We start from the raw sequence: 26,629 nt of genomic DNA on the forward strand, positions 1-26,629 counted from the left end.
TCACGTCCTACCCCTTTTCCTCGATTCCCCACTGGAAATTGTAGCTCAGCGAGACGATGATGGTGCGTATTCCTTTATTGTCGCCGCTGGCCATGATCTGCTGGAGCACCGTGCTGAGCGTGAGGTTGACCGGCACGAACACGATATCGAGCCCGTAGAAGACCATGGTCGTCGCCGGCAGGCTGACCGAATCGCCGCCCGCGTAGGTTCCGTCGACGGTCACATCGACGCTCGCCGAACCGGAAAGCCTCTGCCAGAGGAAGAACGGGGCCACCGCGATCGACTCGGTCTTGAAGCTAAGCTGCGCGCCGAGCTGCGGACCGAACTGGTTGGCGTATGCGTGTATTTCGTAGTCGGTACCGCCTGAGGTGGTAAACCATATCCCCGTCCAGACAAAGGAATAGTTAAGCCCGCCGAACAGGAGCAGACACACCTTGTCGGTTTTCACCGGCTGGAATTCCAGGTCCACGGGGATGGAAAAACCGGCCAGGCCGATGTCCGCCGGTCCGGCGCTGCCGCCGCCGCCGATAAAACTGAAGCCTCCGTCGACGGCCCACTGGTCGTGGAACGCGTAGCGGGCGATCATGCTGCCTGCGCCGCCGTTGATCTCCAGGCTCTGTTCTCCTCCTTCGTGTTCCACATCACCCGACATGTTGAAATAGGTCGCTCCGACCCGCATGTCGTACTGCCCCTCCTGGAACTCGAACCAGGGTATGGGCGGCGGCGAGATCATGAAGTTGTACTCCACGGCGAAGAGCTTCCCGCACGGGACGAGGGAAAACAGGAATACCGCGACGAGCAAAAATGGTTTGATGATTCTCATGGGGTTCCTCCCGGAAATATATTTGTGTGCGCCTGCTACGACACGCTTCGTATACGCGAAGTCACGTTCGGAAGGCAATGGCCAGAGGAATAGAATGATTCTGTTTTTTTCAGTAGATAGATTCGGTTATCCGTGAAAAGTCAAGCACAAAACACGTGAACACTTTCGCGCTCAGAGGATTCACTGAGCCGCTTGCCGGGCTCTGCTCGCTCATGCGCGCGCCCGGCAGGCTTCCGGTGCCAGTTTAAATGATTGTAAAAGCGGGATTGAACGGACATACTGTGCACCCGGCCGATGTATTCCGCGACCCGATGACGAACGGGCCATCCGCGGTACGGACCGGATCGATGGAGAATTCGCAATGTGCACAATTGCCACGGTGATAAAACAGCTCCTGCTTGCGGCGCTCGTATGTGTGCTCGTTTCGGAGGCCCGCGCCCCTCTGCCCGTACACGCGCAATACAGGGGAGAACCAAAAACAATCGCGCACGACTTTCTCGATCTCGAGAAGGGGCTCGGCGCCGTGCGCGATCAATATCCCACCGTCAACGCCCTTATCGGGAAAGCCGTCGGAAAAATTCAGGCCCGACAGAACCATACGACGGAGCAGGCAATCGTCGTGCTGCGGACGATCGACTCGATCCTCGCGGACGAGGGATACAGATTCGGGAAAAACCTGCTTTTGGGCGTGGGGCTCGAAACGAAGACGATCGACTGCGACAATTACTGCGCTCTCTACATCGCCATCGCCGAGGTCATTAAAATACCGATCGTCCCGGTGTACGCCCCCAATCACAGCTTCGTCAGATTCTATTTCGATGACGGCACGTACATCAACTGGGAGACCACGCAGGCGGAAATCCGCCCGGATTCGTACTACATTAAAACGCTGCGGATTCACCCGGAGTCGATACGGCATGGAGTGTATATGAAGACGCTCTCCCGAAAAGAATTCATCGCGGTCGAGTACAACAACATCGGCGCCCATATCATGAAGGGCGGGAAATACGCCGGGGCCGTGGCGTATTTCAGCGAGGCGATCGGGCGCTATCCCGTGTTTTCGTCGGCGTATCATAATCGCGGATCGTCCCTGTATGCGCTGGGACGATCCGACGAGGCGCTGACCGATCTGCTCAGGGCCAACGAACTGGATCCCTCGCGGGCGGGAACGCACAACACCCTCGGCGACATCTATCTCGACAGGGACCAGCTCGAGAAAGCGCTCGGTGAATTCAACGCCAGCATAAAGCTCGATCCCGCGAATTACGTGCCCTATAACAGCATCGCGATCATCATGAAGCGGAAAGGGGACGGGCGGAAGGCGCTTATATGGCAGGAAAAATCACGGCGCGTAAAAGAGCGGTATGGAAAATAATTGACGCGTTCCGCCTCCTCATATATTGACTTGATCGGTCATCGCCGTAAAAACGGATGCCCGCGTTCCGGCGGGCGGCGCGTGGATTGCCGCGCGGGTATCCGCAGAAGAAAACGAGAGAGGGCCATATGAGCACGGTATATTTCGCCGATTTCCGCTGCAGCAGCAGGGAGAACATCTTCAGCAAGACGAAAAAGCTTTTTATAAAGGCCGGTTTCGGGGAGCGCATCGAGAAGAAGGATTTTGTCGCCATCAAGACACATTTCGGCGAGTACGGCAACCTGGCCTTCGTCCCGGCGCCGGTCATTCGCACGCTCGCGGAGTTGGTGCTGGAGCGCGGCGGCCGGCCCTTCATCACCGACACCAACACGCTCTACCGCGGCTCGCGCAGCAACGCGGTCGATCATCTCCGGAACGCCGTGCAGAACGGCTTTCTCATGGAGACGGCCGGGGCCCCGGTAATCATCGCCGACGGCCTGAAGGGCGACGATTATGCCAGCGTTGCCGTCGAGTCGAAGCATTTCAGGGAGATCAAGATAGCCTCGGCCATCCACGGCGCCGACGCGGTGCTGGTGGTTTCGCACGTGAAGGGCCACGAGCTCTACGGCTTCGGCGGCGCCATAAAGAACGTGGCCATGGGATGCGCGCCCCCCTCGGGCAAGCAGATGCTCCATTCGGACATGAAGCCGAAGGTGATCGCCGAGAAATGCACCTCCTGCGGAATGTGCATAAAGCGCTGCCCGGCCGACGCCATACGCTTCGACGAAAACAAAAAGGCGAACATCGACCCACACGCCTGCATCAGCTGCGGCGAATGCACCGTCATCTGCGCATACGAGGCCATTCCCGTAATCTGGACCACCGATCACAGGCCGCTCCACGAGCGGACCGCGGAATACGTCAAGGGCGTCGTCGACACAAAGCCGGGGAAATGGATGTATATCAATTACGTCATGAACGTCTCGCCCCAGTGCGATTGCTATTACTGGAACGACGCTCCCATAGTGCCTAATATCGGCATTCTGGCCTCGACCGACCCCGTGGCGATCGACCGGGCCTCGGCCGACCTGGTCAACCGCGCCGCGCCGCTTCCGGGTTCGAAGATCGCCGGCCGCGACGAATCGAAGGACAACCTGAGGGCCCTGTACGACCTCCCGTGGGATTACCAGCTCGAATACGCCCGCCAAATCGGGCTCGGCGATGACGCCTATGATCTCGTGGAGCCGTGAGGGGGGCTCCGCGTAAATTTGCGGTTGACAGGAACGGGGGCGACGGGATTATAAATACGGGTGTACCCGGCGGGAGTGTTCCACTCAAGAGGTGGGTTCTTCCGTCGCGCGGTTTGGCATGTTTACCATCGCAGGGGGGAGTTGTAATGAAGAGCTCGCACGATTTTCCGAATCTTAATCCCAAGCGGCCCGACGGGGTGAAGCCCAGCGGCAAGCCGTACAGGGTGATGGTCGTCGAGGACAAGGAATTTCAGCGCAAGCAGATCGTCCAGATACTCGAATCCGAGGGCTACGAGGTGGTGGCGTCGGCGGGCGACGGGAAGGAGGCCGTCCAGATGTATGACCGGTACGCGCGCGACCTTGATCTCATCACCACCGACCTCGATATGCCGAACCTGGACGGCTACGCGCTGCTCTACGAGATTACCCAGAAAAAACCGCGCGCTCGGATAGTGTTCATCAGCGACGAAACCACCAAAACCGTCCTGGCGGACCTCCTCAAGATGGGCGCGGCCGATTTCATATTGAAGCCGATACAGCGCGGGCGCCTTCTCGAAAGGATTAAAATGGTGCTGAACAGGGCACAGCAGGCCTGACGCGTCCCGGCGCGAAAGGCCGTCCAGAAATACAAGGGACACACGGAAGGAAATTAGTCGATGAGCAAAGAACTGGATTCGGCCGTTAACTCGCTGTCAGAACAGACCGGTAAAATCAACATAGCGCTGCATTACGCCGGCGGGGACATGGAAAAGGCCAAAGCCATGGTCGCCGGATCATATAAAGACGTTTATGTCCTCAAGGCGCGGTTCGCCTCTTCCACGCTTCACGGCGCGGTCCTCGTTTTTTACAACGGCATCTACAACAAGCTCATAGATTCGGTGGTGCTCGTGGTTTCGACCTACATGACGAAAACGATCGACACGGCCACGGACTGGAAGATATTCGAGAAGGAGATCCTCGAGGCGCTGGCCGCGGGCGACCACGACACCCATTTCGAGACGCTCGTGAAAAACCGATTTTATGACGGTTTCAACCAGAGTTTCTGCGCCGAGCTGACTCGCTTTCTGCAGAACGACAACGACATCGCCGTCGAGCGCGCCCTGCAGAAACTTACGCAGTTCATCCTCAACGTTCAGCGTATCGATATAAAGGTCGATTCCCAGCACATCTCCTCTCTCGATATGGAAACGTATTCCGCCAGCAGCAAGAAGGTCGATCCGTCTTCCCTTAAAAAGCAGGAGGAGCCGGGCGAGACCGCATCCCTGCCGGAACAGGGCGAGCCGGAGGAGGTGCGCGAAGGGCAGGAAGGCGTAAAGCTCATCATGAAATGCACGATTCTGCTGTCGCCGATAAAGGGGAAGGAGATTTCAAGGATCGAGCCGGGGGACCGCATCCGTGTTTCCATTGCCGACTCCAATCCCAAATGCGTTTCTGTCGCGAGGGCGCTCAACGCCTACGAGGACGGCGGGCTGAAGCCGATCACCGCGCGCGTAAAATCGATAAAGCCCAATTCAGGGGGAGGGTATACCATTTTCGCGATCGTGGCCCGGGGAATTTACGCGAAAATCGTCGAGGAGGAGGCGAACATCAGGGTCGCTCTCGATCCGGCGTACGAACACGCGCGCGCCGGCGCGCAGGACGAGGGGAAATCGAGCCTGGGCCTTATTCTCGGGTTTTCGGTCATCTTTATAGTCATAGCGGCCGCGATCGTCGCGCTCGTGCTGTACCTCTGATCATATCGTTCGCATCGGCAGTCCGCGCGCGGCGAGCTCCCGCTTGACGTCCCGTATGGTTACCTCGCGAAAATGAAAGATCGACGCGACCAGCACCGCGTCCGCGCCGCCCGCCGTAAGTCCCTCGTACATGTGCTCGATCGTACCCACGCCGCCCGAGGCGATGACTGGGACGGGAACCGCGTCGGCGATGCGCCGCGTGAGCTCTATGTCGTAGCCCATCCTGGTGCCGTCGCGGTCCATGCTGGTGAGCAGTATCTCGCCCGCCCCGAGGCCGCAGGCGCGTACCGCCCACTCCACGGCGTCGATATCGGTGGGTGTTCGTCCCCCGTTGAGGTGGACGTTCCAGCCGCCGTGGTCGTTCCGTTTGGCGTCGATGGCCACCAGTATGCACTGGGCACCGAAGCGCACGGCCGACTCGCCGATAATATCCGGGTTCAGCACGGCCGCGGTGTTCATCGACACCTTGTCGGCGCCGTTCTCCAGGATCATGCGCACGTCCTCGACCGCGCGGATTCCGCCGCCGACGGTAAAGGGGATGTTGACGGTCTCGGCGACGTTCTTGACCATGTTGAGTACGATGTTTCTCTTGTCCGAACTTGCGGTAATGTCCAGGAACACAAGTTCGTCGGCGCCTTCCCCGTCGTAAAACCTGCCGTTTTCGACCGGGTCGCCGGCGTCGCGGAAATTGACGAAGTTGACGCCCTTTACCACGCGCCCGTCCCTAACGTCGAGGCAGGGCATTATTCGTTTGGCGAGCATTGTTTCCCTCCGGGAAATTATGGGCGCTGCAGCGCCCGTATCATTCGGCGGATGCGTTGGTTATAATTCAACTAAAAATTTGGAAACGGGTTCTGTGCCGGGCGGCCGCGGTCACCTGAATTTTAGTGGTTTTTGGCCCCGATTGTTGCTTGCCTTGCGGGCGCGCCGTGAATATGTGGTTACGAGCGACAGAGAGAACGGTCTTGCCGACAGCCGCCCTGCGCGCGGCGCACGAACGAAATAATGTATGGAAGATGACAGAATAGTACTGGTTGATTCGCGGGAGGGCCTCGCTGGGCTTGTCCGACGGCTGGAAACGGTCGACGAGGTCGCAATGGACTGCGAGGGCGAGTCGAACCTGCATCGCTACGGCATTCACCTGTGCCTGGTGCAGATTTTCGACGGCGAGCGCTGTTACCTCGTCGATCCGGTGGTACTTGGGGATATTTCGGATATGCGGGAGTTCATCGAGAGCGAACGCGTCCGCAAGCTGATGTGTTCGGCCGACTTCGACATGCGCCTTATGCACCATACCTGCGGCTTCCGGCTCGGGAACGTGTTCGACGTTCAGATAGCGGCCAAGCTGCTGGGGAGCGAGCACCTCTCCCTGCAGGCGATACTGGAGGAGTACCTTGGTGTCAGCCTGCCGAAGAGCGCGAGCGACCGCCGATCCGACTGGAGCAAACGGCCGCTTTCGAAGCGGCAGATGGAATATGCCGCGGGCGATGTGCTGCACCTTCCGCCGCTCGGGCGCGTGCTCGATCAACGGCTTGCCGAAAAGGGCCTGACCGATGAGGCACAGAAGGCGCATCGCGCCCTGATAAACATAAGCTTTCGACCGAAGAGCGATCCGCATCTTCGTCTTCCCGGGGCCAACCGCCTGCCCGCCGCGGCCCGGACCCGCCTCAAGCGCCTCTACCAGGTCCGCGAACGGATCGCGGAAAGGCTGGATATTCCTCCCTTCATGGTCCTCGCCAATGAGGTCCTGGTCGCTGCGGCGAAAAACCCGCCGTCCGGTAAGGCCGCCTGGCACGCGTTAAAGGGCATGACCCGGTTCGCCCGGTCGCGCATTGCCGAGCTCGAAGCGGCGCTTGCGGACACGCCGGCGAAGTGAAGGCGCGGGCAGTGCCGGTAAATCGTTTGATCGGAGTGATGATTTAGGGTAGTATTAAAACGCCATGATTGGAGAAAAGCCTGTCAGTACGACGGAGCGATAAAGAAACCATGGAGCTTGCCGGACGGACAATAGCCGACCGTTACGTCATCACCGATCTCATCGGCGAGGGCGGGATGAGCGTGGTCTTTCGCGCACTGGGGACCGACGGGGACATGGTAGCGGTCAAGGTGTTGCGCGAGAGGGGGGTGTCCCGCCGTATCGAGGACATCATCCGCTTCAACGCCGAAGCGCGCGTGGTAGCCAGGATAAGCCACCCCGGAATCGTCGCGATCTACGAGACAGGCGAGCTGCCCGCTCCGCTCATCGAGGGACACTCCGCCCACTACCTGGTAATGGAGTACGTCGCCGGAACCAGCCTGCAGGACGAGCTGAACCACGGAGAGACGTTCGCGCCGGGCGAGATTTTAAATATCACCTCGCAGGTGTGCGACGCGCTCGCCCACGTCCACGACCTGGGAATAGTTCACCGCGACATAAAACCCGGCAATATCATTATCTCCGGGCGGGGGGACGATCTGCGTGCGGTGATCATCGACTTCGGCCTGGCGCATGTGCGCGAGTTCGGCGGTGATGCGGGCGAGGGGGCGCTGGGCACCTTTCGCTACATGTCGCCCGAGCAGAGCGGCATTATACGAAGGACCGTGGACGAGCGCAGCGACCTCTATTCCCTGGGGGTACTCCTGTACCGGCTCATTGCCGGACGCCTGCCCTTCGAGGGCGGTGACGCCTCCTCCATCATACATCAGCACATAGCGAAAAAGCCCGAACCGCCCTCGCGCTTCAATCCGGACGTGCCACCCGTCGTCGAGCGGATTGTCCTTCGGCTCCTCGAAAAGGAGCCCGAAAGACGATACCAGAGCGCGCGCGGCCTTCTGCATGATATACGGATGATCATGTCGGGCTCCACCGATATCATCCCGGGCGCGGCCGACCGGCAGGCGCGCCTCTACTCGCGTACTGGAATCGTCGGACGCGACGCCGACCTGGCCCGTCTGCGGTCCCGCTATGATGACCTTGTCCGCGGGAAGGGCGCGGTCTGCCTCATCTCCGGCGAGGCCGGCATGGGTAAAACCAGGCTTGCCGAAGAGCTTCGCGATCATGTCGTTTCAAGCGGCGGCATATTCATAGAAGGAAAGTGCTTCGCGGGAGAGAACAAGGCGCCGTACGGGCCGTTCAAGGACGCGCTCAACCTGTACCTGCAGTTATTTTCCAAACTGAACGACCGGTACCGTTCGGACCTGAAGGCCCGGATCAGCTCGATCGGCATTGACCGTTGCGGCGTGACCCTGCGGTTGAATCCCATGCTCATCGAGATAACGGGCCCGTGCCCCATTCCGGTCGAGCTCGAACCGGAGCGCGAGAACCGGCGCTTCCTGATGGTGGTCGGCGAATTCATCCGCGCCCTGGCCGATACCCGCACGCCGCTCGTGCTGTTTCTCGACGATTTGCAGTGGTCCGACGAGGGGACCTTCTTGCTTCTGGAAGAAATCGCATCGGGCATAGCCCTGGCGCCGCTGTTGGTCATCGGCTCGTATCGCGACAACGAGGTTTCCGACTCGCACGGCGTAAGCCGTTTCATCAGGCTCGCCATACAGGAAGGTTATCCGATTGAACATTTACACGTTGAGCCGCTCGACCGCGCGTCCGTCGCCCGCTACGTTGCCGGACTCCTTGGCTCCGGCGACGCGTATATGGACCGGGTGGCCGACGTTGTGTTCCGGAAGAGCCGGGGCAATCCCTTTTTCGCCCTCGAAATCGTCAAGCGTATGGTCCAGGAAGGGGCCCTTGCCCTGGCGGGGGACTTTTGGAACGCGGACGACGGGAAGATCGCATCGCTCGAGATTTCAACCAGCATCCTCGACGTGGTCATGCGGCGTATCGAGAGACTCTCGCCGCGGTCCAACGAGGTGCTTTCGTACGCGGCGGTGATCGGCCGCAAGTTCGACATAAGCCTGCTCTTCGGGCTGCTTGTCGGCGGCGGGGACGGAGCGACGTACACGCATAACGAGGTCGTGCGCATCGTGGACGACGCCGTGGCGATGCAGCTCCTCGAGATCGACCGGAGGGAGCGGGGCAAGCTCTTCTTCGTCCACGACAGGATCAAGGAGGCGTTTTATAGCATGCTTTCGGTGGAGCGCCGCAAAGGACTCCACCTCCGGATAGCGCGCACGCTTGAAGAAGGGCCGCCCGGCGCCGAATCGCCGGTGTTCGACATGGTGTTTCACTACTCGCAGGCCGGGGACGGCGAAAAGGCGCTCAAATACGCCTATCCCGCCGGCAAGCGCGCGATGGAAAGCTACGCGAACGAGGAGGCCATACGCTATTTTTCCATAACGGCCGGCATGCTCGAGCGCGACGGGCTGGTCGACCTTGTCCGCATGCCGCTGTGGCTGAAGTGCCAGACCAGGATCGGGGAGCTTTACCTAATAACGGGCAGGAACGACGACGCAATCGGGCTCTTTAACCGCATACTCCCGCACCTTGGATCGTCCACCGCGCGCGCGGCGGCGTACCGGCAGATCAGCCGCGCGTATTTCAAGAAGGGCGATTTCGCCAATAGCGAACGGTATGGCGCCGACGGTCTCGCCCTGCTTGGTGAACGGCTGCCCCTGTCGACCTGGCGGGTCATCCCGGGGATCCTCCGCGAGTTCGCCACGCACCTTGCCATTAAGGCGCTTCCGGGGCTTTTTCTGTCCCGGGGCAAAAAGAAGGCAGGTGAGAGCGACCTGCTTATCATCCAGTTTTATCACTCGATAAGCTGGAATTACGCCCTCAGCTCGCTTTTAAAATTCGTCCGCTCCACGCTTCGCATGCTCAATATCTCCCAGCGGCGCATCGGCGTTTCGCGCGAGCTCGCAATAAGCACGCTGGGGCTCGGAATGATGTACGCGGCGGCCCCCGCCTTCGGCAGGGCGCTTCGCTACCTGGAGAGGGGGCTTTCCATAAGCACGGATATACGCGACACCTTCTACAAGGCCGTGTCGCAGCAGTTACTCGGAACCTATTACTCGTGGACCGGGGACATCGACAAAAGCACGAGTCTTCTCATGCAGGGTTACGACAATTTCAGGCGAATCGGGGATATCTGGGAGCTCGGGCAGGTCAACAACATCGCGAGCGTCAACCATTATTACTCGTCCGATTACGAGCAGAGCATCCGCCATCTCAATGAATGGATCGTCATAAGCAACAGAATAAACAACGATTACGGCCTGTGCAACGGTTATGCAAACCTTGCCTGGGTGTATACCGATATGGGGGAGTACGGTCTGGCCCTCGAATACGCCGGGAAATCTCTGGACTTAAGCGCGAGGCGGGGAATCTGGTTCGCTCATTTTCTCGCATGCGCCTACGCCGGCTACTGTCGCAGTGAGATGAACGACCACCAGGCGGCGATCGACCTCCTGGAGAGGGGAAGGGAATTGGACCGTCGCCACCGTTTTACGCTCAGGGTCTACACGGCCCCGCTGTACATATACCGCGCCGAGGCGTACATGCGGCAGTACCTTGACGCGCGCCAGAGATTGCCGCGGGCCGGGGCACTCATGCTGCGCGCGAACATGAAGCGCGCGTGCCGGGAGGCGCTCGAACATTCCAAGAACTGGCCGCAGAACCACTGCGCCGCGGTGCGGGTGGCCGCCCAGTGCGCGGAGGCGCTGGGACACGGCCGAAAGGCCCGCCGGCTGTATCAGACCGCCATAGACCTCTGTTCGCAGATGGGCAGGCGGTTCGAGATGGGCAAAGCTTACCTCGGATACGGGGCGCTCCTCGCCCGTTCGGGTAATTCAGATAAAGCCGCGCCCCTCCTCGAGGCGGCGCGAAAGGTCTTCGGAGAGATATCGGCGCCCTATTACCAGAGAAAAGCCGCCGACCTCCTGAGCCCGCGCGCCGAGGAGCGCAGCGCCATCCAGCGTCTTACGGATCATCAGCGCCTCTCGTCGATCATCAGCATCAGCCAGGACATGAGCTCCATCCTCAACCTCGACGAGCTTCTCGAGCATGTAATGGCCAGGGCCATGGAGGTGACGGGCGCCCAGCGCGGGTACCTTTTCCTGGTGGATGAGGCTACCGGAAAACTAAATATGCGGGTCGCAAGGAACATCGACGGCTCAGCCATCCCGGAGTATTCGCACAACGTGATCCACGAGGTGTCGAAGACGGGCAGGACCATCATCACGACCAATGCCGAGAAGGAGGAAAAGTTCACCGGGTTTCAGAGCGTCCTGGATTACGGCCTGAAGTCGATTCTCTGCATACCCATCGCCGGACGCGACCGCCCTGTCGGTGTCTGTTACCTCGACAATCCGCTTACGGGCGCCGTCTTCACGGACGATGACGCGGACGTCCTGCGCGTTTTCATGACCCAGGCCGCCATTTCGATCGAGAACGCCAACCTTTACGCAAACCTCGAGGCGAAGGTGGCCCAGCGAACCGAAACCATCGAAAAGCAGAAACGCGACCTGGAAAACCAGATCGCGCTCGCCGAAAAGATACAGCGGGCGCTCCTGCCTGGCGTCCTGCCGGTCATCGATGGCGCCGACGTCGCGTTCCGGTACGAGCCGGTGATGAGCGTCGGAGGGGATTTTTTCGATGTGCTGTACGACGCCGAGAGGGGGCTCGTGGGGCTGGCGGTGTGTGACGTGTCGGGACACGGTATGCCGGCGGCGCTCCTGGCATCGATGACCAAGGTGTCGCTCCAGTCGTGGCGGCAGACGCTCCAATCACCATCGCGGACCCTCGCGGTGATCCGCGAGACGCTTTCCGGGAAGCTCAGCTCTCATTTCCTGTCGGTATGTGTCTGCTGTCTTAACCTGAACAGCGGCCGCCTTGTATGCTCCTCGGCCGGGCACCCCGAGCCGCTCATCCTTCGCGGCGGCGGCATTCTCGAGATCGTTAAAGTGCGCGGCCGCATCATATCCGACGCCTTCGCTCCGTCGCGTTTTGAAGAGCGGACGATGACGCTGGACAAGGGCGATAAGCTGGTGCTCTATACCGACGGGTTCACCGAGGCGCGCAACAGGTCACTGGCCATATTCGGGGAAGAGGCGCTCCAGGGGGCGCTGCGGAAACTCGCGCCGCACAATGCGCGGAGGATCTGCGACCAGGTGTTTTTTCTGGTCAAGGACTACGCGGCCGGCGGGCACGGTCTCGATGACGACCTCACCATTCTGGCGATCGAGTATACCGGCCGCCCGGAAAGCGCTATTCAAACTGGAGGTGCCTGACCACTTCCCCCGAATTTTTAAGCTCGAGCAGCGAATCGATGCCGATCTCGAGGTGCCTGTGTGCGAAGCGCGATGTCACCTCGCGGTCGCTTTCAGCCGTCTTTATTCCCTCCGGTATCATCGGGTTGTCCGAAACGAGGAGCAGCGCCCCGTGCGGGATACCGTTGTAAAACCCCACCGAGAAGATCGTCGCCGTCTCCATGTCGATGCATATCGCCCGAATTTCCTGAAGGTAGTTTTTGAACTTCTCGTCGTGTTCCCACACGCGCCGGTTGGTGGTGTACACGGTGCCCGTCCAGTAGTTGATCTGGTGTTTCTTGATTACGTGCGACACCGCCATCTGCAGGCCGAACGAGGGGAGCGCCGGCACCTCGGGCGGCAGGTAGTCGTTACTGGTCCCCTCGCCCCGTATGGCGGCGATGGGCAGTATCAGGTTGCCAAGTTGCGTCCTCTTTTTTAATCCGCCGCACTTGCCGAGAAAGAGCACGGCTTTGGGGCGTATGGCCGAGAGAAGGTCCATGACTGTGGCCGCCATGGCGCTGCCCATGCCGAAATTGATGATGGTGATGCCCAGCGCGCTTGCCGTCTGCATGGGGCGGTCGGTCCCGGTTACCGGCACACCATACTTGTCGGCGAACATGTCGACGTAGGTGATGAAATTGGTGAGAAGGATGTACTCCTGGAAACCTTCCAGCGGCATTCCCGTATAACGCGGAAGCCAGTTCTCGACTATGTCCTGCTTCGTTTTCATGAAATGCTTGCCGTCCTGCCCGCTCGGTGTCGGGTTCAATTTACCCGGCCGCCCCCGCGATTGCCAGACTTTTTTCGTATGTGCACGGTGCTCCGGCATAAAACCTGACCGGGCAAGGGCGAGGGCCGATGTGATTACCGCCGTCGTCGAGTGGTTTTACGGACGGTTGCAGGAGAAAGGAGGCGGCTGACTCGACTCATCGAGCCTCATAAAGCTGTTGGCCGGATAAGGGACGGCGCATGCGGCGAGTAAAACAACGATCATTTTAACAGTCAACGGCACGCGACCCGCCGCCAGGTGAGTAGAGCGTCTGGATTTGGGAGGCCCGCCGGGAGGCGCCGGTGTGTCGACGCCCGTTCCCGGCACACAGTGGCCTACAGGGACATCGCCGAGAGGCGAAGGTCCTTCTCCATCCAGAGCCGGTTTACCCATTCCTGGAATTCCTCGCGGAACTTTTCGTTATCGAGATAGTCGCCCTGGAGCTCCTTGGTGATCGGCAGCTCCTCGATATGGATCTTCACGCGTGAGATACCGCCGCAAAGAAAGTCCCAGAAGCTCCTGATGCCTTCCGGATAGCAGATGGAGACGTTAAGTATCTTCTTCATTTTCTCGCCGCCCATGGCCGAAAGCACGAACGCCATCCCGCCCGCCTTGGGCTTGAGGAGATTGGCGAAGGGCGAATTCTGCCGGCGGTGTTTTTCTTCCGTAAAGCGTGTGCCCTCGATAAAGTTCATCACCGACACCGGAATGTGCTTGAACTTCTCGCAGGCCCTGCGGGTAATCTCGATGTCTTTGCCCCTGAGGTGCGGATACTTTTTGAGAAACGCCCCGGAATAGCGTTTCATGAAGGGGAAATCGAGCGCCCACCACGCGATCCCCATCAGCGGCACCCAGATCAATTCCTTTTTCAGAAAGAATTTTAGAAACGGTATTTTTCTGTTGAAGACTTTCTGTAAAACGAGGATGTCGGCCCACGACTGGTGATTCGAGATGACAAGGTACCATTCGCGCGGGTTGAGCCCCTCGAGCCCGGCGACCTCCCAGTGAATGCGCTTGGTAATCTTCATGTTCAGGTTGTTGATCGAGATCCACAGGGTGGCAATATAATCGAGAACGAAGTTGCAGGCCGCGCGCCAGCGTGCCAGCGGAAGGAGCTTGAAGAGGCCGATGAGCGGAAACAACGGGAACACGATGGCGGTATTGAGGAAGTACAGGAGTATTGAGACCGATCCCGTCGAGTGATGAGCGACGGTCGAACGGCGTCTTCTATTTTGCGTAAAATGATAGGTAAGGTCGATGCTTCGATCATTGTTTTCCATTGGATGTCCTTTTAATTGATTTCTGAGGAAGGAGTGCTTGTTGATCCAACCGTACCGGCGCCGTCGGCTGAAGATACGTCGACAACAGACTTCCGTTCCGATAAGAAAGACGGTAATTCCGCGGAAAGGTTGCAGAATTCAGTGTATGCTCTTTGTGCGGGTGTTTTTTGTCAAGGATTTATTGTAATACAATAAGGCAGCGTGGGGGGATAAAATCCGGGCTGAAAACTGTCGCTGCGAGGAGCGCGGCGATCTTAAAGGGCGGCAGGTTTATCCATAAAACGTAGCACAAAAAAAGATTGCCACGCCCCGATACGGCCGGGTTCGCAAAGGCAGACTGTTATCCGAAAATTAATTCACACCCGAGTGGGCTGAAACAGCACCGGGACTCCGGCGCGATTTCAGCCCCCCATGACAATGGAAATGCACTCAGGCGGATTTATACCGGTTTTCGCCCCACATCTTGAAGAGCTTCAGCAGCGCCAGACAGACGAGCATCATCCCGGCGAACACCACGAGAGTGAGCTCGACGCTCCAGCCCCACAGCACCGGCGCGCTGACGAGAAGCATGGTGCCCAGCACCGGGACCGAGGCGAATATGGTCATGTAGCCCAGCTCCATCGCAGTGCTGGTGCGGAATTCCGGATCAACTATGCGGAGCAGAAGAAGGCCCGTGGAAACCGTTCCGGTCACGGTACCGTAGATGGCGAGCGTGCGCTCGAGGTTCTGCGACCAGATGCGGTTGCCAAGGTACACGACGACGATGGTTGTCAATACCCCGGAGAAGAGGCAGATCACCGAAATGGGCACGATGTACCGCCATACGATCACCATCTGGACCGCCATCACCGTGGAAAGGATCAGGAAGTCGACCGACCATCCCGTTATGCGACGCTGGATTCCGCCGTCGACCAGATGCCCGTAGCCGATCCTCACCACGATCGCGCGCACGAGCTGCGCGACGAGCATGCCGAGGAAGAAGAAGAAACCCCACAGCGTGGTGGCGAGCTCTGGCTGGAGCAGGCCCCCGAGGGTGTGGACCAGTCCATAGGTAAGCAGGTACACGAGCCCGACCAGCGAAAGCTGAAAGGCGAGGGTCTCGACGTTCGCCGAGTGCATTGTGAGCGTGCCGGCGCTTTCCTTCGGGCTGTTCTTCCCGATGACGCCGGTGAGGAGATCTTTGGGAAGTGCCGTCTGCGGCTGCGCGGCCCGGCCCTTCTTGATCCCCCAGTTGGCCAGTGGTACGCCCACGAAAAAGGCGAAGAGAAACCCCACGGTGGCGAAGGTGAGTCCGATGGTGGCCGCGTGCTCGAAGCCGAAGTTCTCCCACACCTTGCCGATGGAAAGGGCCTGCCCCGGGCCCTCGGTAAACCCCAGGGGCGCGAAGAAGCCGAAAGTCTTGAATAGATTATAGCCCATATAATTGAAAAGAATGACGAGCAGCCCTCCGGCCAGCGCCTGTACCGGAATGGTGATTCCCTCAATGAGCGCCATCCAGAGCGATCCGCGGAACATCTCTTTTCCGGTGTACGCCGCCTTCTCCTCGGGGGTCCTGATCGTGAGGCCCACTGAGATGAAGCTGATGTTGAAGAAATGATAGGCGAACGCCTCGAGCAGTGATGTTTCTATGCTGATTATACCTGAATGGAGAAAGACCAGCCCGATGAGGCCACCAAGCAGGCAACTGGGGAAGAGGAATCGCTGTATGAAGGGGATCTTGGCCCGTAGAAATATACCGATAAGAAGCATTATTCCCAGCCAGCTGAAAGCGAGCAGGGCTTCGAACGGAAAGGGTATTGTCATAGGGTACCTCTTTTATGTGTGGTAAAGGGCCGCCGGGCGGCTTCTGGGCCTATGGGCCGGCACAATGTTACCTGTAACGTGCAAAATTGCAATCAGAAAATGAACCATGTTCATTTAAGATGGGGAGTGATCGGCCAGGGGGGTACGGACAGGGCGCGGCCCGTGAAGCCGCGCCCTTTGTGTGCGGAAGGTCGGTGTGAGCTTACATCCTCGCGAGCCGCGCGATGCGGTCCTCGATGGAGGGATGGGTCGCGAACAGTGATACGCGCTTGCCCGAGCTGATCTTCGCCATCGAGAACGAGTCCTTCTTCTCGGGAAGCTTTGCCGCTTCGGCAAGCCGTTTCAGGGCATTGGCCATCGACGTGGGCGAGGTGTATTTCGCGGCGCTGGCGTCGGCCCGGTATTCGCGCATCCGTGAGAAGGCGGCAAGCGGTATTGAGGCGAGCAGCATGAGGAAGGTCTCGAGCACCATCACGGTCACAATATAGCCGAGGAAGCCAAGTCCGCCGCCGCCCTCGTCGCCCCTGAGGAAGCTGTCGAGGAACTGGGCGATGATACGCGAAATGAACATCACCAGCGCGTTGGCCACGCCGGTGAGGAGCGTCATGGTTACCATGTCGCCGCTGGCGATATGGCTTACCTCATGGGCGGCCACCGCTTCGACCTCTTCGCGCCGCATGGACGAAAGGAGCCCGGTCGAGAAGGCCACCAGCGACTTGCTCTTGGACGGGCCCGTTGCGAAAGCATTGGGCTCGGCGGCCTGGTAGATGCCGACCTCGGGGACCTCGGGAAGGCCGGCCTTACGCGAGAGGCGGGCGATCATTTCGTAGATTTCGCGCGCTCCGGGATCCCTCGTTGTGCCGTCGACGAGCTGGATGTTGTAGGCCCGTTTGGCCATCCAGCGGCTGATGGCGAGCGAGATAAAGGCGCCCGACATGCCGAAAATACCGCAGAAGATCGCCAGGCCGTACATGCCGCCGGTCACCTGTATGCCGAGGAGCGGGAGAACGATATTGATGATAAGGCTCACCGTAACCACCACGAGGAGGTTGGTGAGCAGGAACAAACCTATTCTTTTTAGCATTCTTTCTCTCCGTAATAGTGGTAATAAACAGATCCGTTGCAAATCCCGGTGATATCGGGTTTCCCCCGCCTGCGACGGCTGGAAACCGGCTTTATTTCCCGGTTAAGCAACGGCCTTGACAAAAATTAATCCCGAACCGTTGTCGGTGTCAAGGCTAATTATGGAGTATTTGTCCTTCCAACGTGCAATTTGTTACGCTGTCGGGCGAAAAACCGTATTCGAGCCGGTTGAACCGGCCCACCGGAATAAAAACATGGTTGTCAGGCAACTGCGGGGCATGATATGCTCGCGGCCGGCAGTAGTGGGAGATTAGAGGATTAGAGGATGATGGATATTTTGCCGTTGCTTTCATTAGGAGTTTTTCCGTCCCGGATGGTAATATTAACCTTTATTTCCTGCGGAAGCTGTATGAAAATGCTCGACGTGCGTCAGGCGTGGAACGGTATTGAGATTAGGCTGCGATGGTTCGCGTATGTGTATGTATTCCTTCTCGTCATCGAAGTCGCCTCGATCGTCGCTCTCTGGTATTTCGAAATTTTTACCACCGTGGTTCTCCAGCTCGGCATCATGATCGCCGATTTCAAGGCGTTCACGGACGCTCTGTCGGCGAACTCGAACGAGCCCATCATCATGATCTTTGGCGCGCTGGGCGCGCTCATTATGCTGTTCGGCACCTGCTGCAGTCCGAGTCGGGTGTTGAACTCCACCGTTATTACGGCCACCGCGGAGGACATACGGGTTGTCCACGGCCCCGTACCCTGGGCGAAGGGGAGTACCGTTCCGCGCGGGGAGTTCGAGCGCTTCGAGGTGGAGCAGCGCGCACAGCGCACGAAAGGGGGCACGACGTATTATTACCGGCTTATGGCCAGACGCGGTGACGACGCGCATAAACTCGCCGTGTACCTTCAGGACGAGGAACTGGCCCGGAAGGCAAAGGACGGACTGGACCGCTTCTATGCCCTGACAACTTCGGAGAATCAGGATAGTTAAATTCACTTTCCCTCGGAGGATAAGATGAAACAGGACCTGTACAGAACGCTCCAGGAACGGCTCGATACCTATTCGCTCGGCTTTCCCGCTACGGAATCGGGCGTGGAGATCGAATTGCTGAAAGAGCTTTTCACCGATGATGATGTGCGCGTATTTCTCGCGCTTTCGCCCATGCTCGAGACGCCCGAAGCGATTGCCGGAAAAATCGGCCTTCCGGCGGACGAGGCGCGGGTGAAGCTGGAGGACATGGCGGGCAGGGGACTCCTCTTCCGGTCGAAGAAAGAGGAAACGGTGAAGTACGGGGCGGTCCCCTTCATGCACGGACTCGTGGAGTTCAACACCACGCGGATGAGCGCGCGGTTCGCAAAGCTCCTGGAGCGCTATTTCCGGGAGGGTTTCAGCGAGGCGATCGCGAAGACCTCGGGCCTGTTTCTGAGGACCATTCCGGTCAACAGTTCCATCATGCCAGAACATCACGTCGCGTCGTTCGACGACGCCGCCGAAATATTGAAAAAGGCGAATCCCATAGTCGTTTCCGAATGCACCTGCCGCAAGCACGCGGGACTATTGCATAACGACTGCGGCAGGCCGGTCGAGACCTGTTTCATGTTCGGCTCGATGGCGCGTTATTACATCGATTATGGCATCGGCCGCGAGGTGGGCTACGACGAGGCCGTCGATATATTAAAAAAGTGCAATGAGGCGGGACTGGTAGTGCAACCGGGAACGGCGCAGAACCCGGCCGGCATGTGCAACTGCTGCGGCGATTGCTGTGCCGTGCTCCGCGGCCTGAAACTCCTTCCGAAACCGGCCGAGGCCGTGTTCAGCAACCACTACGCAGTGGTCGAAACCGGCCTCTGCACGGGATGTGAGGCGTGCGTTGAGCGCTGCCAGATGGAGGCGCTCGCGCTCAACGACATGGCCGGCGTGATGGCGGTCGATACGGACCGCTGCATCGGCTGCGGCCTCTGCGTTACGGCCTGCCCCCCGGAGGCCCTCTCACTCGAAGTTAAAAAGGAAGGGGCCTTCCGCGCGCCGCCGGCCACAAGCATGGAGCAGATGCTTGATCTCGCGCGGAAGAGGGGAGTGCTGTAGGGGCTGATGTGTCACTTTGTGCCGGATGATGCTCCCAGGAGGGAAATGATCCCTTCGGCGGCCTTTTTACCCGAGAGAAGCATCCCGCCGAACACCGGACCCATGCGATACCCGCCGTAAACACCATTGGCCGCCATGCCGCTCACGAAAAGGCCCGGAAACGCCTCCCGGGTGTTCTGGACCGTGTTGAGTTCACCGATATCCGCATCCATGGATTTTTCGCCCACGATGCCTCCGGTGGGCGTGTTCAGCCGTACGCCCATTTTACGGACCAGCGCGGCGGTGACGGCGGAGGGATGTCCGGTCGCGTCGAGTACGAATTTGGAAAGCACGGTAAGCGGATCGATATGGAGACCCGTCATTTCCGTAGTCACCCAGTTGATGACAAGACCGGAGACCCTGTTGTTTTTGAAGACGATGTCCTCCATGTTGACGAGATTGAAGATTATGAGGCCGGCCCGCACCGCTTTATAAATCAGGGTCGCGGTTACGTCGATCGAATCCAGGCAATAGTAGCCGTTTTCATACTCTTTGCCCGTAAGGCCAAACTCGTCGAGGATCGCTTTTCCCTCTTCCTGCACCACGATCTCGTTGAACATCATTCCGCCCCCCCAAACGCCGCCGCCGATTGAGAGCTTCTTTTCGAACATGGCGACTTTCCTGCCCGCGCCGGCGAGATAATAGCCCGCTACGAGTCCCGAGGGCCCCCCTCCAACGATAGCGACATCCAGGTCGAGCGCGTCTTTAAGCTTGGCCGAGTACGAGTCGATGATAGCTTTGCTGATGGTTGTCTCGTTAAGCATTGCTTCCTCCGTGTGGAATAAGTGATGGAGGGCGGTAGTGGTTGATATAAGACCCGTTGTTTATTTGCCGGAAAAAGGGGGGAATAATCAGAGGCCGGACGATGATGTTCCGAATATTCTCCCTACGCTGGCATTACCCAGATCAGGTTCAACGGGTATAATCTCAGGCCGTTAGGCCACCCCATGTGTGCTGACCCGTATAGGAGGCGGAAAAATCTGTCAACAATAATAACAATTCCGGAACTACCCGGCGGCCGCATCCCCGATCCCAAGCTCCACGAGCTTCTCGCGGGTGGGTATGCCGTCGCGGCTCCATCCCATCAGGCCGTAGTACTCATCGAGCATGCGCTCGAGGTCGACCGTCTCACCCGCGCTGGGGCCCGAGGGCACCGGCGTTTTTAAAATGCGATCGGGCAGCGTGTCGTCTTTGCGCGAAAACCCCAGGCGCGCGTTGTACATCCGCTCAAGGTTGATGATCCGCTCGGCCGCGAGCTTCAGCCCGTCGATATCGAGCCCGATCCCCGTCACCAGGCCGAAGGCCTTCGCCTGGTCTCCCATGCCGAAGCCCCCTCTCACAGTTGAGCATATCCCCAGCGAGTCCACGGCGCACATGGTGAGCTGGTGCTCCTTCTGCAGGGCGCCCTTGTTCTCGTACGAGAGCCGCGTGCCGCCGGCTATCTCGGGGCCCATGGTGGTGGCGATCATGTGGTGCGCGCCCTTCGGTGACGTGGCGTAGGTGAGGGCCATGCCCTTGCAGCCGCGCGGGTCATAGGCGGCCAGGGCCTGTCCCTTGGAGTGCATGCCGAGCTCCGGCGCTTTGAAACGCTCGGACGCGGACTTTATGCCCTCGGCCAGTATGTCGCCGATACCTTTGCGCTCCGCCATCAGACGAAGGACCGCCACCAGCGCCCTGCCGTTACCGAAGCGCAGCTCGATGCCGTCGGTGTCCTCGAGCGTGATGATTCCCTTCTCGAAGCACTCCATGGCCAGCGATACGCAGCCGCCGGCGTTCATCGTGTCCATGCCGTAGGTGTCGCAGACCAGCGTGGCTTCAACGAGCGAAGCCCAGTCCGCTACGCCGCAGTTCGAGCCGAGAAGCGCGATCGTCTCGAACTCGGGGCCTTCAAGAAGCATGCCAAATCCGTCGGCGGTTTTAACATAACTGCGCTTGCCGCAGCCCACCGGGCAGGCGAAGCACGAAGCGTCGCCGAAGACGATGTCCTCGCGCATCCGGGGGCCTTCGAGCCGGTGCCCTTCCGTAAAAAAGGTCTCGGCGAAGTTCCTGGTGCAGAGCAGGCCGTTGTCGTTGATGGTCTTCAGGAGCTCCGGAGTGCCGTATTTCCTTCGATCGATAATTTTAGGATGGGCCTTGAGTGCCGCCGTGATATTTTCCGAGAGCGCCATGACCCCGGCGGGGTTGTGGAACCCGACATGGCCGGTCCCCCGGACCGCGATGGCTTTCAGGTTTTTACTCCCCATAACCGCGCCGCAGCCGCCGCGCCCGAATTCGCGGTACCATCCGGCGGTGATGCAGGCCATTTTGTTCAGCTTCTCGCCGGCGGGTCCGATGCAGGCTATCTGCAAAAGCTCGTCGCCGCCGAGATCCTCGCGCAGACGACTTTCCGTTTCGGGGATGGTTTTACCCCAGAGGCCGGTCGCGCTGCGCAGCTCGATAGCATCGTCGTCGATCCACAGGTATGCCGGGGACTCCGCCTTCCCTTCTATTATAAGGCCCGTATAGCCCGCGAAACGGAGTTCCGGCCCCCAGTGCCCGCCGCAGAGCGAGTAAGAATAGCTCGTGCTGAGAGGCGACTTAAAGGTGAGGTTCACCTTGTTCCCCGCGGGAAGCAGCGTGCCGACGAGGGGACCGTTCATGAATATGAGCTTGTTGTCCGGGCCGAGCGGGTCGACATCGGGCCCCACCTCGTTGTAGAGATACCAGGCGCCCATACCACGACCGCCGAGGAAGCGTCGCACGGCGTCTTCGGACAACTTCTCGCGCGACACGACGCCGCTTGCAAGATTCACCCTCAGTATCGCGCCGAAAAGGTCGCGTATATCGCTCTTCTCATTCATTGCACTTGCCTCCCTTCGGGCGTCCCCGGACAAGGGCCGAGCGATAGGGCCGCTCGGCCTTTCCGCGCTCGAGGTACTGGACGGCCTGTTCGGGACAATGGCGCACACAGCGGGGATTGCCGCCGCAGAGGTCGCAGATGAGCACGTACTTTTCGTCCGGGTGCATGCGGATGGCGCCGTGCGGGCAGGCCCGTATGCACCGCCTGCATCCGTTGCACTTTTCAAGGTCCACGATGATGGCCCCGGTGGCGTCACTCTTCGAGAGCGCGCCGGGCTTGCACGAGGAGACGCAGGGGGCGTGGGCGCACTGGTGGCAGATGATACCGTTATCGACCTGGCTGCCGTGGTCACGAATGATGGTGATGCGGCTTAAGGCCGGTCCCGCGACGCTGAAATGTTCCAGGCTGCACCACTGTTCGCATATCCTGCATCCTGTGCATTTCCCGGCCTCGAAGACCAGTACCTTTTCCTTCATCGCATCCCCCTGATGATCGGTGAGCGCCGTATCGTGCGCCATGTAAAGGCATGCTTAAAATGTAGCAATTCGAATTCGATTCACATTTAAAATTTTCACCGCTCGTGCGCGAATGGGCTTTGCAGCCGCCCGTCGGCGTCGAACACGATATCCATGGGCCCTCGAACGATCGTGAAGCCCGGGCCGCATGGCGGGCGTTCTAAAAGCGGCGCGGATACGGCGATTGTATCGAGGCGCAGGGTATTCCGTATCCACATCAGCCTGAGTTCGTCGGGCGTGCCCGTTCCCGCCATCCACAGCGCCACCTCCATGGCCTCCCTGTCGGTGTCGAAGGTCATGGGAATCTTGCAGGTGTCGGTGCGGTACGCGGTCCGGGAATTGAGGTAGAGCTTTTTTAAATCGATTTTTTCGACAAGCCTGCGCGTGGTGAAATCGGCGAGGCCGATCCCCTGGGCGTTGCCATTCGTTGCGGCCGTAATGTCGCGCACGAATATGCGGCCCACGCGCACCGGCGAGCCATCCTTTCGCCCGATGACGGAGGCGTCCATCCCGGTACCGCTGATCTCCTTTCCCATCTCGTCGACGATGAGCAGGTCGATGTCGTTGGAGGGCAGGGTGCCCATGAGCGAGCGCGCCTCTTCCAGAAGCTTCGCCTCGCCGGTCAGGAATTCGCCCGGGAGGAGCGCCTCGACGCGCGCGATTTCCTCGTGGGCGTTCTGCACGATTCCAAGGCCGAAGCGAACCGGGCTTTTTTCAAGCACCACATCCATCAGCGAGCGGACGATCTCCATCCACGAATGCCTTTCAATGGCGCGGTGATAGGTGGCCGCCCCCTCGCGCTTTCCCAGGCCTATCATGCACATTTTAACGAGTCCGCTTTCAATGCTTCCCGAAAGCCTGGTGTGGGGCTTTACGCGGTTGATGACGCCGATATGATCGGCCGCTGCCGCGTGCGCGTCGATGAACACGGGCGTACCGAGCGCGGTGGTGCCGATCTCGACCACCTCCATGGACGAGCGTATCTCGCAGCCCATGGCCTCTTCGGTGATGCCATAGCCGGCGAGTATGGCCCGCTGGCCCTCCGCCGTGCCGCCGCCGTGGCTCCCCATGGCGGGGACGATAAAGGGTTTCGCTCCCATGGAGTCGAGGTGGCGCACTGTCCCGGCGGTGATCGTGTCGATATACCGGATGCCGCGGCTACCCGCGGTGAGCGCGACGGTATCGCCCGGACGGATTATTTTTTCGAGCCCCCTGCGGGAAAGGGCGTTCAGAACGGCGCCGTCGATATCGTCGATGCCGTTCTGAACTGTCCCCCCTTCAAGCATGTAGAGTCGCGGCAGAAGCATGTTCCTCTCTCGTGTGCGGTGCTGACCGGACGATCTACGTTCAGCGCGCCGGGGCGTAGCGCGCCTTAAGCTGCGCCAGCTCCTTTTTCAAACGCGGCACGATATCCTTTCCGGGCGGCGTGCCGATGATGTTCGCCCGCTCGCGCGGGTCTTCTTTAAGATCATAAAGCTCGTTCGCGCGACAGGCCTCCCACTCGATATACTTGTAGCGCTCCGTGCGCACCGCCCTGTGCGGCGGGACTCTCCCTCCGAAGGGAAAGTCCTTGAAGAGCTCGTACATGAACGATCTTCTTCCCGCGGCCTTTTTGTTCCGTAAAATCGGGACCATGCTCTCGCCGTCCACGGAGCCGGCCGGTCTCACACCGGCAAGATCCAGTAGCGTCGGGAACAGGTCGATATTGAGCACCATCTGTTCGGCCTTCCGCCCGGGGTCGGGAATAAGCCGCGGATAGCGCACGATGAAGGGGATCCGCATGGACTCCTCGTACGGCCAGTGCTTGGCGTAGAGGCGGTGCTCGCCCCACATGTACCCGTTGTCCCCGGCATACACGATGACGGTGTCGTCGAGGAGCCCCATCACGTCAAGCTGTTTAAGCACGCGCCCGAGCTGCTCGTCGACCGAGGCAAGGCATTCGCAGTAGCGGCGATAGATGCCGTGCATCGAGCCCATCGATCCCTCGAGCCAGTTGTTGCCGCTCCAGGTGTTCCATTTGTCCGACTCGGGCGCGAGGAAATCGATCTTCGTGTTTTTATACATGCCCTTCAGGTGGCGCGGCGGCTTCCAGTCGTGGTGCACGGCCTTATGGGAGAGATACAGGCAGAAGGGCCGGTCCTTCCGCGCCTCTATGAATTCGAGAGCGTAGTCGGTGAGCTCCTCGGTGATGTATTCTTTGCGGCTCGGCACCGGCCGGTGGTTAACGAAGAGAGGGCAGTCGTAATAGTCGCCCTGGCCGTCCTTCTTCGTGAACGACACGAAAAGGTCAACGCCGCGAAGTTTCGGGAGGCCGCCGCCGGGCATATGCCACTTGCCGATGAATGCCGTGTCGTAGCCCGCTTTCTTTATCAACTCCATGAAGGTGACGTTGTCGTCGTTCCACGGGGTGAAGTTGTTGATGACGCCGTGGGAGGAGGCGTAACGCCCGGTGAGAAAGCTCGCGCGGCTGGGGCTGCAGAGCGATGTGGTGACGAAGGCGTTGGTGAAGAGAATGCCCTCGCGGACGAGCCGGTCCATGTTGGGCGTTTTAAGAAACGGGTGCCCCAGCGCCCCGAGCATGTCGAAGCGGTGGTCGTCGGTCAGGATGAAGATGATGTTGGGCCGCTTGCGCGCACCCGCGGCGAAAAGGCCCTCGCCGAAGGGGAGTACGTGCGAAATCGCCATCGCCGCTGCGCCTCCCATGGCCGCCAGCGCCTGCCTCCGCGAGAAGGGGCGAGTTTCTTCGAGCGTCTTTATCGGATCGCGTTTCATCGGCGGCCTCTTATCGAATGAAGTGATCGGCGTAATGGTTTACGACCGCGTACGCCCATTCCTGGCCACGGATGAGGCCGAAGTATACGCCTGCCGCGCCCGCGAGGAAAAGGGCCAGCACCCCCGGATGAAGCGCCTTTATAAGAGCGCCGCGCCGGCGATCAATGCACCGGCACAGCGTTTCGGCGATTGAGAACGCGAAGAGCGTCACCGCCACCACGCCGAAGGTCCATGGCAGGAAAAAGAAGTATACCATCTCGATGGCGTTGAACTGGCACGAGACGGTGAGCGCCATGCGGAAGAGCCAGACGAGCGGGTTGGCGAAGGCCACTGCGATGCGCTCGATGAACGAAGCGCCGCGGAAGTAGGCTATCGGCGGACCCACAAAGGCGAAGAACCAGATCGAGACGAACATGACCGCGCCCGAGACGTCCTTGATGACCGTGCGCAGAACGCCCGGCGTCATCGAAGTTGAGCCGTGGTAGATGACGCTTGAAACGGCGAGCGTGCCGAGTGCAACGAGAAGCGGGATGATGAAGCGGCCGAATATCCCCCGGTTTTCCACGCGGGCCTCCTTCGGAGTGATGGGAAAACGTAGTCCATGGAGCGGAGTGTGTCAACCGGATTTATTCGCCGGGCGCCCCGTAGGCTCGCAAACGCCCGCGCGCCTTCAGGGGGCGACGGGCGTTGCACGGATAGCGATCGAATAATTCCAGCCGCGCCGTTAAAATTATTGACAAAAAAACGGTCGCGCAATATCAAATCACAGGCCTTGTTTTCGACAGCTTATTTCAAGAGGTGAAGGTAATAATATGCTGAGCATTGTATCGAGGGTGTTCCCGCTCCGGGATTGATCGCGGACGATGTCCTTGTCTGTCGTAGCCGTTTCGCGCCTCACGTCCAGCCAGTCCCGCCAGGGCCGTCCGGCCCCTCGTAGCGGAACATTATTCCATCTATTTTACGCGTAATAACTAACGGGTCGACCGGTTCCGGTTCGTTACGGGTACTCAATGGCGTAATGCCTTTGCCATCCGGGACGAAAAACGGAATCATTCAGACCGGACCGCTTCGCCCGTGGAAGTATAATGAAATACGAGG

General features: G+C 59.5%; 20 protein-coding genes and 1 riboswitch. Of the genes, 8 read left to right on the forward strand and 12 right to left on the reverse strand.

Going from position 1 to position 26,629, the window contains the following annotated elements:
- Positions 1–7 precede the first annotated feature (7 nt).
- A complete protein-coding gene (locus VLM75_00330; GenBank protein ID HSV95357.1) occupies positions 8–823 on the reverse strand; it encodes a hypothetical protein in 816 nt (271 codons plus the stop codon).
- A gap of 361 nt (positions 824–1,184) precedes the next feature.
- On the opposite strand from VLM75_00330, the gene VLM75_00335 reads away from it, so the two are divergent.
- The 4 genes from VLM75_00335 to VLM75_00350 all read left to right on the forward strand — a co-directional run bounded on the left by VLM75_00335 (position 1,185) and on the right by VLM75_00350 (position 5,160).
- Entirely contained in the window at positions 1,185–2,198 is a 1,014-nt protein-coding gene (locus VLM75_00335; GenBank protein ID HSV95358.1) for a tetratricopeptide repeat protein, read from the forward strand.
- A 128-nt stretch (positions 2,199–2,326) separates the two neighbouring features.
- The gene (locus VLM75_00340) at positions 2,327–3,427 is read left to right on the forward strand and encodes a DUF362 domain-containing protein (protein HSV95359.1); all 1,101 of its coding nucleotides are present in this window, start codon (positions 2,327–2,329) and stop codon (positions 3,425–3,427) included.
- A gap of 146 nt (positions 3,428–3,573) precedes the next feature.
- Complete coding sequence (locus VLM75_00345; protein HSV95360.1) at positions 3,574–4,023, forward strand: response regulator; 450 nt, start codon at positions 3,574–3,576, stop codon at positions 4,021–4,023.
- Positions 4,024–4,083: 60 nt separating this feature from the next.
- The gene (locus VLM75_00350; protein HSV95361.1) at positions 4,084–5,160 is read left to right on the forward strand and encodes a hypothetical protein; all 1,077 of its coding nucleotides are present in this window, start codon (positions 4,084–4,086) and stop codon (positions 5,158–5,160) included.
- Here VLM75_00350 and hisF read toward each other — a convergent pair whose 3' ends face one another.
- Positions 5,161–5,922, reverse strand: a complete 762-nt coding sequence (hisF, locus tag VLM75_00355; GenBank protein ID HSV95362.1) for an imidazole glycerol phosphate synthase subunit HisF — start codon at positions 5,920–5,922, stop codon at positions 5,161–5,163.
- Between the two features lie 247 nt (positions 5,923–6,169).
- Between hisF and VLM75_00360 the strand changes: the two genes are divergently transcribed.
- Both VLM75_00360 and VLM75_00365 read left to right on the forward strand, forming a co-directional pair.
- On the forward strand, positions 6,170–7,036 hold the full coding sequence (locus VLM75_00360; GenBank protein HSV95363.1) for an HRDC domain-containing protein: 867 nt from the start codon (positions 6,170–6,172) through the stop codon (positions 7,034–7,036).
- A gap of 110 nt (positions 7,037–7,146) precedes the next feature.
- Complete coding sequence (locus VLM75_00365) at positions 7,147–12,324, forward strand: SpoIIE family protein phosphatase (protein ID HSV95364.1); 5,178 nt, start codon at positions 7,147–7,149, stop codon at positions 12,322–12,324.
- On the opposite strand, the gene VLM75_00370 is transcribed toward VLM75_00365, so the two are convergent.
- The 4 genes from VLM75_00370 to htpX form a co-directional block, all read right to left on the reverse strand.
- Positions 12,302–13,075 (reverse strand): AMP nucleosidase, encoded by a 774-nt coding sequence (locus VLM75_00370; protein ID HSV95365.1) that lies wholly within the window; start codon positions 13,073–13,075, stop codon positions 12,302–12,304. The two genes, VLM75_00365 and VLM75_00370, sit on opposite strands and share 23 nt — an antisense overlap.
- 374 nt (positions 13,076–13,449) lie before the next feature.
- Positions 13,450–14,394: an acyltransferase gene (locus VLM75_00375; GenBank protein ID HSV95366.1), complete on the reverse strand. Its 945-nt coding sequence runs from the start codon at positions 14,392–14,394 to the stop codon at positions 13,450–13,452.
- A gap of 429 nt (positions 14,395–14,823) precedes the next feature.
- On the reverse strand, positions 14,824–16,197 hold the full coding sequence (locus tag VLM75_00380) for a sodium/glutamate symporter (GenBank protein ID HSV95367.1): 1,374 nt from the start codon (positions 16,195–16,197) through the stop codon (positions 14,824–14,826).
- A 202-nt stretch (positions 16,198–16,399) separates the two neighbouring features.
- Positions 16,400–17,281, reverse strand: coding sequence for a protease HtpX (htpX, locus tag VLM75_00385; GenBank protein HSV95368.1), 882 nt, complete (start codon positions 17,279–17,281; stop codon positions 16,400–16,402).
- Positions 17,282–17,689: 408 nt separating this feature from the next.
- Between htpX and VLM75_00390 the strand changes: the two genes are divergently transcribed.
- Positions 17,690–18,271, forward strand: a complete 582-nt coding sequence (locus VLM75_00390) for a hypothetical protein (GenBank protein HSV95369.1) — start codon at positions 17,690–17,692, stop codon at positions 18,269–18,271.
- 24 nt (positions 18,272–18,295) lie between these two features.
- Positions 18,296–19,366 carry a 4Fe-4S binding protein gene (locus tag VLM75_00395; GenBank protein HSV95370.1) on the forward strand — a complete coding sequence of 357 codons (1,071 nt, stop codon included), beginning with the start codon at positions 18,296–18,298 and terminating at the stop codon, positions 19,364–19,366.
- Between the two features lie 11 nt (positions 19,367–19,377).
- Here VLM75_00395 and VLM75_00400 read toward each other — a convergent pair whose 3' ends face one another.
- The 6 genes from VLM75_00400 to VLM75_00425 form a co-directional block, all read right to left on the reverse strand.
- Entirely contained in the window at positions 19,378–20,169 is a 792-nt protein-coding gene (locus tag VLM75_00400) for a sulfide-dependent adenosine diphosphate thiazole synthase (GenBank protein ID HSV95371.1), read from the reverse strand.
- Positions 20,170–20,270: 101 nt separating this feature from the next.
- Positions 20,271–20,363: riboswitch (TPP riboswitch) on the reverse strand.
- Between the two features lie 49 nt (positions 20,364–20,412).
- Complete coding sequence (locus VLM75_00405; protein ID HSV95372.1) at positions 20,413–22,245, reverse strand: aldehyde ferredoxin oxidoreductase family protein; 1,833 nt, start codon at positions 22,243–22,245, stop codon at positions 20,413–20,415.
- On the reverse strand, positions 22,238–22,720 hold the full coding sequence (locus VLM75_00410) for a 4Fe-4S dicluster domain-containing protein (protein ID HSV95373.1): 483 nt from the start codon (positions 22,718–22,720) through the stop codon (positions 22,238–22,240). Before VLM75_00410 ends, VLM75_00405 begins: the two co-directional genes overlap by 8 nt.
- A 95-nt stretch (positions 22,721–22,815) precedes the next feature.
- On the reverse strand, positions 22,816–24,066 hold the full coding sequence (locus tag VLM75_00415; GenBank protein ID HSV95374.1) for a lactate racemase domain-containing protein: 1,251 nt from the start codon (positions 24,064–24,066) through the stop codon (positions 22,816–22,818).
- Between the two features lie 40 nt (positions 24,067–24,106).
- The gene (locus VLM75_00420) at positions 24,107–25,531 is read right to left on the reverse strand and encodes a sulfatase (protein ID HSV95375.1); all 1,425 of its coding nucleotides are present in this window, start codon (positions 25,529–25,531) and stop codon (positions 24,107–24,109) included.
- A gap of 10 nt (positions 25,532–25,541) precedes the next feature.
- Positions 25,542–26,096 carry a hypothetical protein gene (locus VLM75_00425; GenBank protein HSV95376.1) on the reverse strand — a complete coding sequence of 185 codons (555 nt, stop codon included), beginning with the start codon at positions 26,094–26,096 and terminating at the stop codon, positions 25,542–25,544.
- Positions 26,097–26,629: the final 533 nt, after the last annotated feature.

This window comes from Spirochaetota bacterium (genome assembly GCA_035477215.1).
In the GTDB taxonomy this organism is placed as follows: domain Bacteria; phylum Spirochaetota; class UBA4802; order UBA4802; family UBA5368; genus MVZN01.